The 13,696-nt window shown below is 54.6% G+C and carries 20 protein-coding genes and 1 pseudogene; 10 read left to right on the top strand and 11 right to left on the bottom strand.

The window, feature by feature from the left end:
- Nucleotides 1-24 precede the first annotated feature (24 nt).
- Together MRBLMR1_RS20050 and MRBLMR1_RS20055 are read right to left on the bottom strand one after the other, a co-directional pair.
- The gene (locus MRBLMR1_RS20050; RefSeq protein ID WP_500065855.1) at nt 25-186 is read right to left on the bottom strand and encodes a hypothetical protein; all 162 of its coding nucleotides are present in this window, start codon (nt 184-186) and stop codon (nt 25-27) included.
- A gap of 458 nt (nt 187-644) precedes the next feature.
- Nucleotides 645-815 (bottom strand): hypothetical protein, encoded by a 171-nt coding sequence (locus MRBLMR1_RS20055; protein ID WP_183688196.1) that lies wholly within the window; start codon nt 813-815, stop codon nt 645-647.
- Between the two features lie 1,600 nt (nt 816-2,415).
- Between MRBLMR1_RS20055 and MRBLMR1_RS20060 the strand changes: the two genes are divergently transcribed.
- Complete coding sequence (locus MRBLMR1_RS20060) at nt 2,416-2,727, top strand: hypothetical protein (RefSeq protein ID WP_206827487.1); 312 nt, start codon at nt 2,416-2,418, stop codon at nt 2,725-2,727.
- A 412-nt stretch (nt 2,728-3,139) separates the two neighbouring features.
- Nucleotides 3,140-3,352 (top strand): hypervirulence associated TUDOR domain-containing protein, encoded by a 213-nt coding sequence (locus MRBLMR1_RS20065; RefSeq protein WP_148148705.1) that lies wholly within the window; start codon nt 3,140-3,142, stop codon nt 3,350-3,352.
- Here MRBLMR1_RS20065 and MRBLMR1_RS20070 read toward each other — a convergent pair.
- From MRBLMR1_RS20070 to MRBLMR1_RS20085, 4 genes are read right to left on the bottom strand one after another with little or no spacing between them, the layout of a single operon-like run.
- Nucleotides 3,336-3,887, bottom strand: coding sequence for a GXWXG domain-containing protein (locus tag MRBLMR1_RS20070; RefSeq protein ID WP_500065858.1), 552 nt, complete (start codon nt 3,885-3,887; stop codon nt 3,336-3,338). The genes MRBLMR1_RS20065 and MRBLMR1_RS20070 overlap by 17 nt on opposite strands.
- A 6-nt stretch (nt 3,888-3,893) precedes the next feature.
- Entirely contained in the window at nt 3,894-4,670 is a 777-nt protein-coding gene (gene xth / locus MRBLMR1_RS20075; RefSeq protein ID WP_148148724.1) for an exodeoxyribonuclease III, read from the bottom strand.
- 16 nt (nt 4,671-4,686) lie between these two features.
- The gene (locus MRBLMR1_RS20080; RefSeq protein WP_500065860.1) at nt 4,687-4,953 is read right to left on the bottom strand and encodes a hypothetical protein; all 267 of its coding nucleotides are present in this window, start codon (nt 4,951-4,953) and stop codon (nt 4,687-4,689) included.
- 40 nt (nt 4,954-4,993) lie between these two features.
- Nucleotides 4,994-5,434, bottom strand: a complete 441-nt coding sequence (locus MRBLMR1_RS20085) for a pyridoxamine 5'-phosphate oxidase family protein (protein WP_148148707.1) — start codon at nt 5,432-5,434, stop codon at nt 4,994-4,996.
- Nucleotides 5,435-5,632: 198 nt separating this feature from the next.
- Between MRBLMR1_RS20085 and MRBLMR1_RS20090 the strand changes: the two genes are divergently transcribed.
- The 3 genes from MRBLMR1_RS20090 to MRBLMR1_RS20100 all read left to right on the top strand — a co-directional run bounded on the left by MRBLMR1_RS20090 (nt 5,633) and on the right by MRBLMR1_RS20100 (nt 7,118).
- A complete protein-coding gene (locus MRBLMR1_RS20090) occupies nt 5,633-6,022 on the top strand; it encodes a response regulator (protein WP_206827490.1) in 390 nt (129 codons plus the stop codon).
- 45 nt (nt 6,023-6,067) lie between these two features.
- Nucleotides 6,068-6,853 (top strand): DUF429 domain-containing protein, encoded by a 786-nt coding sequence (locus MRBLMR1_RS20095; RefSeq protein ID WP_500065863.1) that lies wholly within the window; start codon nt 6,068-6,070, stop codon nt 6,851-6,853.
- Between the two features lie 97 nt (nt 6,854-6,950).
- Nucleotides 6,951-7,118 carry a hypothetical protein gene (locus MRBLMR1_RS20100; protein WP_183688182.1) on the top strand — a complete coding sequence of 56 codons (168 nt, stop codon included), beginning with the start codon at nt 6,951-6,953 and terminating at the stop codon, nt 7,116-7,118.
- Between the two features lie 41 nt (nt 7,119-7,159).
- On the opposite strand, the gene MRBLMR1_RS20105 is transcribed toward MRBLMR1_RS20100, so the two are convergent.
- Nucleotides 7,160-7,378 (bottom strand): hypothetical protein, encoded by a 219-nt coding sequence (locus MRBLMR1_RS20105; protein ID WP_148148710.1) that lies wholly within the window; start codon nt 7,376-7,378, stop codon nt 7,160-7,162.
- Nucleotides 7,379-7,814: 436 nt separating this feature from the next.
- Here MRBLMR1_RS20105 and MRBLMR1_RS20110 point away from each other — a divergent pair, with 436 nt between their 5' ends.
- Complete coding sequence (locus tag MRBLMR1_RS20110) at nt 7,815-8,042, top strand: ATP-binding protein (protein WP_500065866.1); 228 nt, start codon at nt 7,815-7,817, stop codon at nt 8,040-8,042.
- A gap of 103 nt (nt 8,043-8,145) precedes the next feature.
- Here MRBLMR1_RS20110 and MRBLMR1_RS20115 read toward each other — a convergent pair.
- Together MRBLMR1_RS20115 and MRBLMR1_RS20120 are read right to left on the bottom strand one after the other, a co-directional pair.
- Nucleotides 8,146-8,360: pseudogene (locus MRBLMR1_RS20115) on the bottom strand (hypothetical protein).
- 1 nt (nt 8,361) lies between these two features.
- Nucleotides 8,362-8,562, bottom strand: a complete 201-nt coding sequence (locus tag MRBLMR1_RS20120) for a hypothetical protein (RefSeq protein ID WP_148148713.1) — start codon at nt 8,560-8,562, stop codon at nt 8,362-8,364.
- 165 nt (nt 8,563-8,727) lie between these two features.
- Between MRBLMR1_RS20120 and MRBLMR1_RS20125 the strand changes: the two genes are divergently transcribed.
- The gene (locus MRBLMR1_RS20125) at nt 8,728-8,928 is read left to right on the top strand and encodes a hypothetical protein (RefSeq protein WP_500065868.1); all 201 of its coding nucleotides are present in this window, start codon (nt 8,728-8,730) and stop codon (nt 8,926-8,928) included.
- A 106-nt stretch (nt 8,929-9,034) separates the two neighbouring features.
- On the opposite strand, the gene MRBLMR1_RS20130 is transcribed toward MRBLMR1_RS20125, so the two are convergent.
- On the bottom strand, nt 9,035-9,244 hold the full coding sequence (locus MRBLMR1_RS20130) for a cold-shock protein (protein ID WP_500065870.1): 210 nt from the start codon (nt 9,242-9,244) through the stop codon (nt 9,035-9,037).
- A gap of 146 nt (nt 9,245-9,390) precedes the next feature.
- On the opposite strand from MRBLMR1_RS20130, the gene ligD reads away from it, so the two are divergent.
- The 3 genes from ligD to MRBLMR1_RS20145 all read left to right on the top strand — a co-directional run bounded on the left by ligD (nt 9,391) and on the right by MRBLMR1_RS20145 (nt 13,335).
- Nucleotides 9,391-12,063 carry a DNA ligase D gene (gene ligD, locus MRBLMR1_RS20135; RefSeq protein ID WP_500065872.1) on the top strand — a complete coding sequence of 891 codons (2,673 nt, stop codon included), beginning with the start codon at nt 9,391-9,393 and terminating at the stop codon, nt 12,061-12,063.
- 97 nt (nt 12,064-12,160) lie between these two features.
- Nucleotides 12,161-12,400, top strand: a complete 240-nt coding sequence (locus MRBLMR1_RS20140; RefSeq protein WP_206829573.1) for a hypothetical protein — start codon at nt 12,161-12,163, stop codon at nt 12,398-12,400.
- A gap of 284 nt (nt 12,401-12,684) precedes the next feature.
- Complete coding sequence (locus MRBLMR1_RS20145; RefSeq protein WP_148148717.1) at nt 12,685-13,335, top strand: hypothetical protein; 651 nt, start codon at nt 12,685-12,687, stop codon at nt 13,333-13,335.
- A 25-nt stretch (nt 13,336-13,360) separates the two neighbouring features.
- Here MRBLMR1_RS20145 and MRBLMR1_RS20150 read toward each other — a convergent pair.
- A partial coding sequence (locus tag MRBLMR1_RS20150) for an ATP dependent DNA ligase (RefSeq protein ID WP_500065875.1) occupies nt 13,361-13,696 on the bottom strand: 336 nt, incomplete at its 5' end.

The following is a 13,696-nucleotide window of genomic DNA, read 5'->3' on the forward strand; positions in this document are numbered from 1 at the left end:
AACCATACCAGTCGGGAATGTGGCTCAGAACGCGTCACCTGCATAGAACCGGTCGCTATCATTGTCGGGCCAATTACCGAGAAGTTCATCAGCAGCATCCTCAACGCAGTTGATGACGACATCGTTCGTGACGGGATCGACGATCAGCCTGATTGGCTGAAAGTAATGCAACTCGTCTTTTTCCAAGACATTCCCTCGATGCAGATAGCGTTAGAAAAACTCCATTTACGAGAGAGTGGCCCTCACCGCTGCTTTCCGATGTCTTCGCCCAATGGACCGGACAGAAATCCTAAACCAGGCCCCTCAAATCCAAGCGTTTGGTAAATACTCACACACCATGTGGGGCTTGGATCTTGGCAAAGCGGCATGTACCAAGCGTATTACAAACAGGGCAATCTAATGCAGCAACATTGCAATGCCGAGGCTAGACGCCGCATCGAAAACGCCCCAAATATCGGAGGTACCCGGAGGCGATCATCCTCATACTCACATCGCCCCGAGCCCAAGGGTGAGTTCGACGGGGCTGAAAACCAGTTCAAGTCGTTTGGATCAGGAAGATCCAAAATCCGGCACTCGCGATCATCGTATGCCAAGCACGATTACTACTAGACTGAGCCCATACCTGAATTCGGCGGGATGTCTTTTCACGTGCCGGTGCTGATGCCGTAAACTGCAATCCCAATCCACACGAAAGCTGCGATAGCTGCTAAAATCGCCAGGAGCGTCAAAGCAGAGCGTCCGAAAACCGCTTTCTGCTGCTGCTTTGCTACTGGTTCTGTGTGGTTTTGTAGGCTTGGCTCATCTTGTGGTCGCATAAAGGCCTCCTGAGATAACGGTAACAAGCGACAAAGCTATTAGTTCCTTGTTCTCGCTTCGCATCGAGATGAGCGGGGAAACATTGTTACTCTCCGGAAGTTCGCTTGCGGTAGGGCGCGATAGCGGAAACAACCAAAATGATGAAAGCTCTCACGGCAGTAGCGCTATCGATTGGCCTTACAACATCGGCGAATGGCGCAGAGTTCGAGTGGTGGCAATAATAGCGGTAACGGCGGAAAAAGCAGCGGAACCAGCAGCGACAGCAACTCATCCGGCAGCAACAATTCGGGCGGCAGCAACACCGATGGCAATCGAGGGGCTGATCGGTGTGGCTCGAACACGAACTGCGGTGCTCCGGGCGGCACTCAGGGCGCTGCGCAGTCTGAACAGAACAACAACACAAGTACCAACCCCGGCGCCGGACAGGCGGGCACGCCCTGCTGAGACCGGGCCGGCAACGCTCAATACGTCCAAACGGAGCCTTTGTCGGGTCGTCAATCTCCATAAATTATGAGGAGCGGAGGAGGCGGCAGGTAACCGTCGCCATTCCTCTATCAGCGGCAGACGCAGGTTGTTTACATCATTTGGATGGCTGCATCGCATTCGGTAGATGCAGCAACATGTCAATTGGCTAGAGAAAGGTCGTTGAGAAGAGACTAGCCTCCCTTGTATCTCGACCACCGATATAGTCGCCATATTTTCAGATAACAGATTACGGAACTGGGCACACAAATAGCCACTCGTGTGGTTCCGAGGGGCAAGCAAAGACTGCAATTCAACAGCGCGCTAATAATGCCTCCTGATCATGAAGCCACGCAAAGTTGCAATAATCTATAAAAGTTACCGTACGAACACGACGCTATCAGACACATGACATGACACCCTGACATCACGGGAATCATGCAAGCGTCTCGCTCGTCGGGTTCTGCTACGCGATCCATCAAAAGGAAGGGGACCAGGGTTACGCGCGTATCGCGATCGGCGTTTGCAGCGCTGTTCAGGCAGATGCCCGCCCAGCTGCTGATACTGGCTTTCGTGGGAACAGACGTACTGGTAGATTGTCTCATGTCTCATGTCTCATGTCTCATGTCTCATGTCTCAGCCGGGCGGCTGCGCCACTGACAGGCCGCAGCCGACCAGAAATCTGTTCCGGCGACCAGCCGTCATTGAGGCAGTCGACAACGGCAGCACATTGACTGAATCACGCAACAGCTTGCGACATCCGGGCCGCCGGTCAGATGCCATTCCATGCGCCGTGACGTGCCAGTATCCTTCCGCGATCGGAACCTCGCAGTCGTGCCGGAAATTCTGTCGCAGCTTCCGGCAGATCGTCGACCGGTCGCGAGGAAGGGTACGGTGATCTCAGCCTGACTAATATTCTTCTCATGCATCCGCGAAATGATGCGGCGTTCGTCCAAACTCAACTTCACAAGAGGGGGCGGGCCATTCCATCCTCCTGAGACCATGGCTATATTTCACTTCGTTGCATTTGAAAATGGTATCTGCCCGGCTCTCAATCTTGGGGTCGTAATCAATGATGTCCATCCACCGGAACATAGTTCGAAGTTTACGCTTTTGCTTCCGATACAGGAGGTACCGATGTCTGATAGCAGCAGTAAGACCATCATCGCCACTTTCGAAACGCGTGAAGCAGCGGATCTTGCTGTCGAGCATTTAGTTCAGCAAGTTGGTGTGGATCGAGCGGACATTTTCGTCCAGCCCGTTGGACAGGATAATTCTTCTGGCTCCGACATCAGCGGCGGAGATGCTCCAGCAGTGAACGAAGACGGGCGCGGCGACGCTCAACTTAGCGGCGAGATAGAAGTGTCCGCTGACATATCCGCGAACAAAACTGCCGCACTTCACCGCGCGTTCGGCGATCTTGGGGCTTTACGCGTCACCGCCAAGTGAGGAAGGCTCTACGATTGACTGATTACTCCGCGCTAGTTGCGACCAGGCGCTTCCCTTCGTCGGTAAGGACAAGATAGGGCGAGCCGTTAACAGCGATCTCGCGGACGTAGGCGTTTCTCTCAAGACCAGCAACGGTGGAGGCGGCAATACGCTTGTCGCCGACCCACCAACGCTGCTCAAACGTCGCTGATGGCGGTACCGGTTGATCGCCGACAAGGTATCGATGGAAGTTCTGGAAAGCTGCTTAATCCCCGACGTCGTCATGACGGCTCACTAAGTAGTTCTCTCTATGTTCAGATGATGATTTCCAGTTGAGCTTTCAAGACCGCGAACATCGGCCGCCTAATTTGTTGGCTTCGGAACAGGAAGAAAGCATCTGAGTTTAGTCGGCACAACAAAACGGAGCGACGTGATGACTGAAGATCTGAAAAAGGGCGACCATGTCTCCTGGAAAACCAGTCAGGGTGAGACCAAAGGTAAAGTCGTCAAAAAGCAAACTACCCCGACGAAAATCAAGGGTCATGAGGTAAAGGCTTCGAAAACGGATCCTCAGATGATTGTGGAAAGCTCGAAGACCGGCGCGAAGGCAGCCCACAAGCCGAGCGCTCTCAAGAAGACGTCATAGGCGAGCTAAAGCCCTCAACTTTCGCTAGTTCAAAAAAGTAGTGGCGCGGATCGCCTTCGATAATCATTTTGCCGATCATCTGCCCGTGTTTCGACCGGCGGAACACATCTACAATCGGCTGCCGATCATAGACCATTGCGGCGGTTATAAGTTCGTCGTCCATACGCGATTGGAGAAAGGCTGTGGTCCCCCGGGCACGGAGATGGGGCGTAATATGTGGGAACAAACTACGCGCAAACGCTTTTCGCCCGATACTCGCGAAACCGAAAGTCCACCGTATCGGAAAGTATGCAGGCTCTATAGCGATGAGCTTGCGGGGCGCTTTTTCGAAGAGAAGGGCGTCGGCCCGCAGATTCTGGTGGAAGCATTTTCCAAACCACCCAAGGTTTTCGAGAACACCGTCCAGTGGGTGCCCGGATGGGCAGCCCGATCCTCTCCAAAGGCCAATCATTTCGGCCGTGTCGACCGGCTCAAGCGTTCTGAACCAGTCCAAAGCTTTTTCATTGGTTATCGAAAGCTCGAAGGTGCCCATCATTGAACCCTACCTTTGCGGCACGTCTAGCTCGATCATCACGGGCGCATGGTCACTTGTATGCGGCCAGCTCCTTGGTCTCCTGCGCACTGAAGCTGATCTCAACCAAGGCTCAACGGCCGGTGATAACAAAAAATGGTCGATGCGGAGCCCTGCGTCGCGCTCGAAGCTATTCCGCCAGTATTTCCAGAACGTGTAAATCCGCTCCTCAGGATGTAAATGTCGGACCGCATCGGTCCAGCCCTCCTTGATCAGGTCGGCATAAGCCTTTCGGACCTCCGGGCGGAAGAGAGCGTCATCGGCCCAGCGCTCCGGCTTATATACGTCGAGAGTAGTCGGCATGACGTTGAAGTCCCCGACAAGAAGGGCAGGGACGTCAAGTTCCAAGATATCAGCAGCATATCTTTGAAGCCGCTCAAACCAGCGCAGCTTGTAGTCGAACTTCGGCCCAGGGGCCGGATTGCCGTTCGGAAGGTAGAGACATCCTATCAACATGCCGTCAATGGCAGCCTCTATATACCGACTTTGCTGGTCGTCCAGCTCGCCAGGAAGGCCGCGCCGGGTTATGAGTGGCTCCGCTCCTCTGGCCAAAATAGCGACGCCATTCCAGGATTTCTGACCGTGCCAGGCAGCACCGTAACCGGCACGGCCAATTTCCTTTTCTGGGAACGACATGGATTTCAGTTCCTGCAGGCACACGACGTCCGGCTTGTCCTCTTTCAACCAGCGAAGCAAGATTTCCAGACGGCCATTGATGCCGTTGACGTTGTAGGTCGCGATCTTCAGATTGGCGTCCACGAGATCAGTGTGTGATTTTCGGTGGTGTCTCTTGTTTATCGAGATCACCTTTACTCAAAGCGTCGTTTTGGTTTACCGTTGGCTTGCCGCCTCGGGTTCCAAACCCAGTAAGCTCGATCATTATGCGCTTGGCCTGTTCGACCACGTCTTTTTGGTTCGACAATTTGTGCTCGCGGACCTTTACGGAGACGGCCTCGCCGTCATCTCCAAGAAAATCTACAATCCAATTACCAGCGCCTTCATGCTGGACTCGCGTGTGCTTTAGGTTCATTGCCTTTATCCTAACGTGACTAAAGGGCCTAGTATGACGGTTACTTCGGGAGCGATATGCGACCGTTTTCCTCGCCGTCCCAGTATTCGATTTCGATTGCCGAGACTTTGATGAGCAAGATGCCGGGAGTGTCGATCCCTTCCGGGAACCATCTGTCGAGGTCGCTCACCCAATGAGCCTCGAACTGGGACTTGTCGTTTATCAGTATGGCGTTGCCGTCGACCGCTATGAAAATGCCGGGCTTGCCTAGCAAGCCGGGCGGTGCTGTGAAAGTCAGCCCGACGTGAGAGCTGTGCTCGATGTGGCGAATCTTTTGTGTGTCTGCATAAGAGAAAAAATACGAGTCGCCGTCGTATTCGACATCACCATTATTGCTCATCGGACGGCTGCTGAGTGAGTCTCCATTGGGAAAGGTGTTCAACATGCAGAAGTCGATCTTCTGCAATTGCTTCGAAAGCTCTTTCAAGGTCTTCGTTGACATGACTTCCTCCCGGGTTCGTTCAAAAACCCGCCTCCGTGTCAATCGTTCCGCTAGCTATGCAATTCGCCGGTTCGCTCGTAGGCTCTCGCATTTCCTATTCATTCGGGTTTTATTAAATATGTTCGCAAATACTCTTTGGTTGGGGCTGATCGAAACGGGCGTGGACGAGTTGGATGATCGACAACGATGGAGCCTGCCATGTCCTCGCGTACCGTGCTTGTAGCAGAAGACGATATCCTTATCCGGTTGATGTTGGTAGATGCCCTAACTGACGATGGCTATCTTGTCGTTCAAGCAGGCACGGTCTTGGAGGCTATAGCAGCCATTGGCCGGAACCCGACTTTCGATGCGCTGATAACCGATGTCGATATGCCCGGTTCTCGAACGGGGCTCGATCTGGCCGCCATGGTTTCGAGCGTGGCGCCTCGAACGGTAATCATCGTTGCCTCTGGTCGTGATGTCAGTGATGCCGTTGATCCGAGATGGAGTTTGATGCCCAAGCCTTACAGTCTTGATCGGATACTGGCGCTCCTTGAAAGTCACCTTGGCGGCCAGGCTCAGGACGGGGTTGTCGCTCAGGCGATCTAGCGGCGCTGCGTTGCATTGGACGAATATCTCATCGAGCGCAGCTAAATGACAACAGTTCTTGGTATCGATGCCGCATGGACCTTCCATGAGCCTAGCGGCGTAGCTCTGGTTATCAACGATGCCGAGGGGTGGCGACTTCTCAAGCTTGCTTCCTCATACCAGGCATTCCTGTTAGAAAATTCCGCAACGACTGTCAGTTATCGCGGTTCAGTTCCTGACCCCCACGCGCTTCTGGCAAAATCTTTCGCGATAGCTCAGCAGCCGGTCACTATCGTCGCGATTGATATGCCTCTGTCGACGGCGCCAATCATCGGGCGCAGGACATCCGATAATATGGTTTCATCGGTATATGGTTCACGGCACGCTGGCACCCACACGCCGAGCGCGCTGCGTCCTGGCAAATTGAGCGACGACCTGACGGCTGGGTTCGATCGGGAGGGGTACCCGTTGCTTACATCAGAAGGAAGGTTGCCAGGCCTCATCGAGGTGTATCCTCATCCAGCCCTGATCGAATTGTCAGCCGCCACACGCAGGCTTCCCTACAAACACTCGAAATCTCGCAAATACTGGCCCGATGACGCTCCGATGGCCCGCCGTCTGAAGCTGTTCGAAACTTGGGAGCGTATTGTCATGCTTCTGGAGACCAGAGTGAAAGGCGTGGCCGCAGCCTTGCCGTTACCAGACCTCAGCTCCAGAGCGTACGAATTGAAGGCGTTTGAGGATGCTTTGGACGCGGTTGTGTGCGCCTGGGTAGGTACATGCGTTGTAGGAGGGACGGCGACAGCTTACGGCGATGACAGCAATCTGGATACCAAGTGTCTGACCGCTTAAGACTATCAGGTGTCAGATTTGAATCTTTAATATCGGTCAAGCATTTGAAAATGGACCTATCGCGCTACGTCAGTTGGAACGGTAATCGGAGCCTTAAATGAAGCAAGCTGACAAAATTGCGAAAAGAGACGAAACGGATCGGGTGGCCTATGAGATCCTCGATAAAGAAGCAGAGGCGCGAGAATTGAAGACGGAGCGGCTTCGATTGCTGAGATTGTCCAGGGATGCAGACCAGCGCCCAGCCGATGGCGAAGATAAATGCTGAACGGAAAAAGGCTCGGAAAAATCCGAGCCTCGCTTCGATGATCAATGGCTGCTTTTGTGGCTCTGCTTGCCAGCATTCACATGCTGTTCGTGAGACCCGCCTTGTTTGCCCATGGATGCTGACGATTTCTTATTCGAGGTTCCTGCATCGGCTTCCGCTGCAGCCTTGGAAGCAGGAGTTCCTTTGGCGGAACTAGAGCCCTTATGGCTCTGCTGACCTGCCTTGACGTGCTGCTCGTGCGAGCCACCTTGATTTGCCATGATGTTCACTCCCTATTTGTTTTGTTCGAGGCACACGCCTCGAAAGATCGAACCGGCATCGCCTGAAAGCGTTCCCGACTTTTCGCTCGCAAGTGTGGAGACTCATCCCGGCATTGTGGCTCCGCGCTACACCAGCGCGGCTTGGTCTAGCGGAACAGCCATTGATCAATGGAGTTATAGCACATGGACGCGTGAGTGATTGCTTAAGGGGAGCCGCTCATGCGCTACAAGGCGAAGCTTGGGACGTCAGTTTGTTTGAGAACGAAAAAGCAGGAAACGCCAGTGCCCCTGATCACCGTGGCTATTTCGTAGCGCATCGAGGCATTAAAGTGGGGATGGAAGATCGAATTCGCACTGTCCAGATAGGAAATTGGCTGCGCCATGACGGCTGAGATCGAAAAAAATCTCTATCCCACTCCGCTCTCCAGCCTCACCGATGCTATGGCCCCGGATTAGCCGTTTGCCCAGATACATTCGGTTCGGGGCACAACTCGAAGTCAGAGTCAGTGACGGTGGCAGACCGATCCCTCTGACCGACATCGACAAACTCTTTATGCCATTCCGGCGCGGTGGTGCGTCAACTGGTAACGGTATGGAAGGGCTAGGCCTTGGACACTTCATCGTTTCCGAGATCGCCAAGGGGCCGAGGGCAATATATCCGTGAGTTCGGATGACACCGCGTTTACGTTCAGAATGCCGATTTGAGGGGGCACTCGGCAAACGCGCAAGGTGACCACGCATTCCTTGTTGGCCACCACCGAACAACATCAACAAGAACCCCTAAAGTTCCCCTCATTCGGTTCCGAGGGATCGTAATTTACATCCCAGTCTTTTCCAGCTTTTTTACCAGGTGGATCGCGGTGGACGTAGCGTCCTCTGATCCAGTAATAACGGTCGGCTTAGCGCTGTGGACGCCTGATGCTTTTTTATCGGCCTGAGAGGGCGCGTACTGGCCCTTTGCGTCATCTTCCGGGTTCGCCATATCAATCATCCTTTGTTTTGAAAGCATCAGACAGATTTGTCTTCCTCGGGTTAGCGTTCGTTTCGCCCACCGCGTCTTCTGTCCGGTCAGGATCATCCGTTGCTTTTTGATACCCACGCGGAGTGTTTTCTTGCGGTCCTTCCCAGCGTGGGGACTGATCGGTCGTGCCAGCTGCACCGTCTTTTGGCTCTGTTGTGACCATGATTTGTTCCTCCGTAATGGCGGTAAAACAATCGCTGGGGAGGATCGTTCCGGTTCGTTGCCAGACGAAGCTCGCAGTGACCCAGTACGGCGCCACTCTTCAAGAGGGAACAAGCTTGGGTATTGTCAGTTGCTCGCAGACAAAATGAGCCCGTGCGAGGAAGTGATGGACAGGAAGAAAGTCGTTGAAGTGGCTGTCGAGGCAGATGGTGGCCTTGTCCCAGTCGGGATCATGAACCTCGATCAGGCATTAGCGCTTCCGGACGAAATCGATGCAAAGATCTCGCAACCCGAGCAGGCAGCTGGCGCCGTCGATTTATTCGTCGACCGCCGCGAGGTAATTTCCAAGGCTCGCCACAGCAGTTGAGGGATTCAGTCCATAGATGATCAGCTTCATCGCGTTTACGCTGATTATCCTTCTCGAACCAAACCAGTGATAGAACTGGCCGCATCCAAGTGCGGCCAACTCTTTTCTAAAGGGCTTGAAGGTCTTCCGCTGCAGTCTTACCCGAGCGACGATCCTGGGTAGGCTCGAAGCTCACCTTCTGGCCGTCGTTTAGATTCTGCAGCCCGGCACGTTGAACGGCCGAGATGTGAACGAAGACATCCGGCGAGCCGTTATCGGGCTGAATGAAGCCATAACCCTTTTCCGTGTTGAACCATTTTACCGTACCTGTAGCCATTGGAAGTCCCTGAAGGTTTCGAAAACGAGCGAAATCTAGTCATCCGGCATTCGGAGACAAGGGCAAATTTCGCGACGGTCCCAATATTCTAGGAACAATCGCGCGTTTTCACGCATTCCGTGTCTTGATCGACACCGAGAACCGCTATGGCTGATACCCTCACAAAATATCGCGCAAAACGCAATTTCAAAAAGACTTCTGAGCCCAGCGGCGAGCTACTGGTGAAGCAGTCAAATCGCCGCCGCTTCGTCATCCAAAAACATGACGCCAGTCGGCTTCACTATGATCTGCGGATCGAGATGGATGGCGTCTTCAAATCCTGGGCAGTCACGAAGGGGCCTTCGCTTGATCCAGGCGATAAGAGGTTAGCGGTCGAAGTGGAGGACCACCCGCTCGACTATGGCGACTTCGAAGGCACGATCCCCAAAGGTGAGTACGGCGGCGGAACGGTCATGCTCTGGGACCGAGGGTATTGGGAGCCCGAAGGAAACAAAAGCCCAGAGCAAGCGCTGGCGAAAGGTGACTTCAAATTCACGCTAGAGGGTCAACGGCTCCACGGCAGCTTCGTGCTGGTCCGAATGCGTGGACGCGAAGGAGAGAAACGAACGAACTGGCTGTTGATCAAGCATCGCGACGACTATTCCGTCGAAGAGGACGGTGCGGCAGTGCTCAACGAGAATGAAACCTCCGTCGCGTCCGGCAGGACCATGGAGGCTATTGCGGCCGGGAAGGGCCGAAAGCCCAAACCCTTCATGACAGAGGGGGCGACTGTCGAGGCTGACGCGGTCTGGGACAGCAGCGAAGGTCTGGCTGCTGAGGAGCGGAAAGCGGGTACGAAGACTATAGTAAAGCCGACAAAGAATGCTAAGGCTCCGGCGAAAACGGCGTTGCCTGACTTTATTGCTCCACAGCTCTGCGAGACGCTGGCCCGTCCACCTGCTGCCAAGGGATGGATCCACGAGATCAAGTTTGACGGTTACCGTATTCAGGCCAGGGTCGAGGAGGGCAAGGCGACGCTCAAAACCCGCAAGGGGCTAGACTGGACCTCAAAATTTTCGGCAATCGCAGGGGCCGCTTCAGCCTTGCCGAATTCGATCATCGATGGCGAGATTTGTGCTCTCGATGAACACGGGGCGCCGGATTTCGCAGCGCTTCAGGCCGCGATTTCAGAAGAGAAGACCGACGATCTGGTCTATTTCGCCTTTGATCTTCTGTACGGTGGCGACGAGGATCTTCGCGATCACGCTCTCGCTGATCGGAAAGAGCGGTTGGCGGCAATGCTGTCGGAGGCGGCTGATGATCCGCTTCTGCGTTTCGTCGAGCATTTCGAGACGGGCGGGGAAGCTGTTTTGAAGTCGGCATGCCGCCTATCTCTTGAAGGTATTGTCTCGAAGAAGGCGGATGCTCCATATCGGTCGGGCCGCACTGATACTTGGGCGAAGTCAAAATGCCGAGCGGGCCACGAGGTGGTTATCGGGGCATATGCCACGACCAACGGCGCTTTCCGGTCTCTGCTGGTTGGTGTCTATCGGGGCAACCATTTCGTCCATGTAGGCCGGGTCGGGACCGGGTTCGGCGCGAAAGTGGTCGATCAGATATTGCCGAAGCTTCAGAAATTGGAAGCAGCGAAATCGCCTTTTACAGGGATCGGCGCCCCGAAAAAGTCACCCAACATCGTGTGGCTGAAGCCCGAGTTGGTCGCAGAAATCGAGTTTGCTGGCTGGACAGCTGACGGGCAAGTACGGCAGGCATCATTCAAAGGTCTGAGGGAAGATAAGCCTGCCAAGGAGGTCGAGGCTGAAAAACCGGCTGAACCAGATGAAGTTGAGACGCCACAGCCGGAGGCGGCCGCCAAACCATCGCAGGCCAAGAAATCCCCGTCCCGTCTTCGGAAGGGCGCAAAGGTCGACGTTATGGGAGTTCTGATATCCAGTCCCGACAAAGAGCTGTGGCCGGATGCACTCGATAACGAACCCGTCACCAAGGTCAATCTCGCCCAGTATTACGAGGCAGTAGGGTCTTGGCTGATCAACCACATCAAAGGTCGACCTTGTTCAATCATTCGCACTCCCGACGGCCTCGGCGGCGAGCAGTTCTTCCAGCGGCATGCCATGCAAGGCACATCGAATCTTATCGAACAGGTGAAGGTGAGGGGTGACAAGCAGCCTTACCTGCAGATTGACCGCGTCGAGGGCTTGGCAGCCGTCGCTCAGATCGGTGGAGCGGAACTTCATCCTTGGAACTGCGAGCCCGATCAGCCGGAAGTCCCTGGTCGGTTGGTGTTCGATCTCGACCCAGGTCCAGATGTTGATTTCGACACTGTGGTGGAGGGTGCACGCGAAATCCGTGACCGGCTCGAAGAATTAGGCCTGGTCAGTTTCTGCAAGACCACCGGCGGCAAAGGTCTCCATGTGGTGACGCCGCTTGCCGTGCCTAAAGGAAAGAAGCTCAGTTGGGACGAGGGAAAGGCTTTCGCGCATGATGTTTGCCTGCAGATGGCGCGTGATAATCCCGATCTCTATTTGATTAAGATGTCGAAGGCGCAGCGCGAGGGGCGCATATTCCTTGATTACCTCAGGAATGACCGCACCTCGACGGCAGTCGCTCCACTTTCGCCTCGCGCTCGGCCGGGAGCGACGGTTTCAATGCCGCTGAACTGGAGCCAGGTGAAGAAGGGGCTCGACCCCAAACGCTTCACAGTCCGAACGGTGCCCGGCCTCTTGAAAGATAGCACCGCCTGGCAGGATTACTGTGACGGCCAGAGATCATTGGAGCAGGCAATCAAGCGACTGGCCAAGGTGATGAAGCGGGCCGCCTGACCGTGCTGCGGCCTTCGAATCGTAGTAAGGATGGTTCTTGCGAACCAAACGCATGCATATGCGTTTTGCCATCGTGCATCTCACGGGAGGGCGTTCCATGGGAAAGAAGTTGAAATCGGTCTATGGCACGATGATCTCGGGGATTTCGGAAGGGCTGACGGGATCAGCACTCTATGAGTATGTGACGTACAACTGCCAGCACGCTTCAGAAAAACGCATTTGCCGGGCGTCCTTGCTGGCATTGGCTGACGATCGGGTCCAGGACCGCGCTCTCCTGGAGCATATCTATCAGCTTGCTGTCCATAGTCGCATCAGTGCGGTGACGCAGCAAACTTGATCGTCGAACCAATCTCCTGATTTGCTGACGTCACAACGCGCCGACATCGGTATTGTTGCGATGCCCCAGCTCTCTTTCACTCGGTGAGCAAGGACATGTCTTGAACGCTCGCCTTCGAAGCCTCATCTAGGTGACAACAAAGTCCAGCGATCTGTGGATTTCGCTTGTTGAGAGCCGTGACCGTTGCTTTCCATCGTCTTCGGCGCACACTGTCACTGGATAAATGACTCTGGTCGCTGATCTTTGAGTCGATGCCCTAATCGCTAAAGAAAACGAGGTTTTAGGTGACTGATTTCTTCACTACAACGCAAGGCTTCGTGACATTGGGGGCGCTTATCGGGAGCGGTAGTTTTGCCCTTGGAGCTGCAAGTGGCTCCTTAGCGAAAATGCCAGCTCTCTTCCGCATTGGACAGAAGAACAGAAATGCTCGCAACCTCGCGATGCTGACTGTCCTGGCGCTCGACGATTATGTTGGCGCCTGTTACGCGGCCGTCCACGACAAACCCGAATTCAACCCGGCGGATCAGGTTGAGTTCGCGTTTCATCTGCCCGAGCCTGTTCTGAACCTTCCTAAGGACGTTGATTGGCAGTCGCTCGGCGATGACCTCGGCGAGGAGATCATGTGGTTCTCAAATCGGGTCAGAAATCAGGAGAACGCCCTTGAAAGTCTGGATCTTGGCCGCAAGGACCATGATGGATTCTTTGAGCGCCGCGTGGAAGGCTATGCGCGGCTTGCTGCGCGGGCGATGGATTTGATTGCCAGGGTCTGCAATGAGTTCGATCTGACGCTGCCGGACAAACCCGACTACTATCACCAGGCTGATGGGTTGGCCAAAATTTTGCATGCTTTGGACCGGGGCAATGCAGGAACGGCGCCGCTGACCACTGCCACAGGAACCACAAATGTAACGCCGCTGTTCCCGAAGACGTCGTGAGAAGTACGGCCGGCTGGCGCACTAGCTAACTCGGCATCTCGAAGATCTCGGAATTATCCTGTACTTCGCGCAAACCCTTGAAGGGGGCGTGACGCAGATTGCCGTCATCCGTCCAACGTCGGAAATGGATTTCTGCGATGAGAGTTGGCTGCGCGAACACAAGGTTCTTTCCCTTCATCGGGATAGCGGGCTTGTTCGTCGTTAGCTTGTCGAGTGTTGTCCTCAGGTACAGAGTGCTGATTCCGATGAAGCCGCCCCTTTGTTCCGAGATGATTGCGCCCCGTGATTCCGGGATGATCTCGCCCCCTTCCGAGGAGGTCTGCAGGCAGGTATTGTTGTCAATTCGTTGAGGCGACGTGTC

The sequence above is a fragment of the Neorhizobium sp. LMR1-1-1.1 genome (assembly GCF_040675795.1).
Lineage (GTDB): Bacteria > Pseudomonadota > Alphaproteobacteria > Rhizobiales > Rhizobiaceae > Neorhizobium > Neorhizobium cellulosilyticum.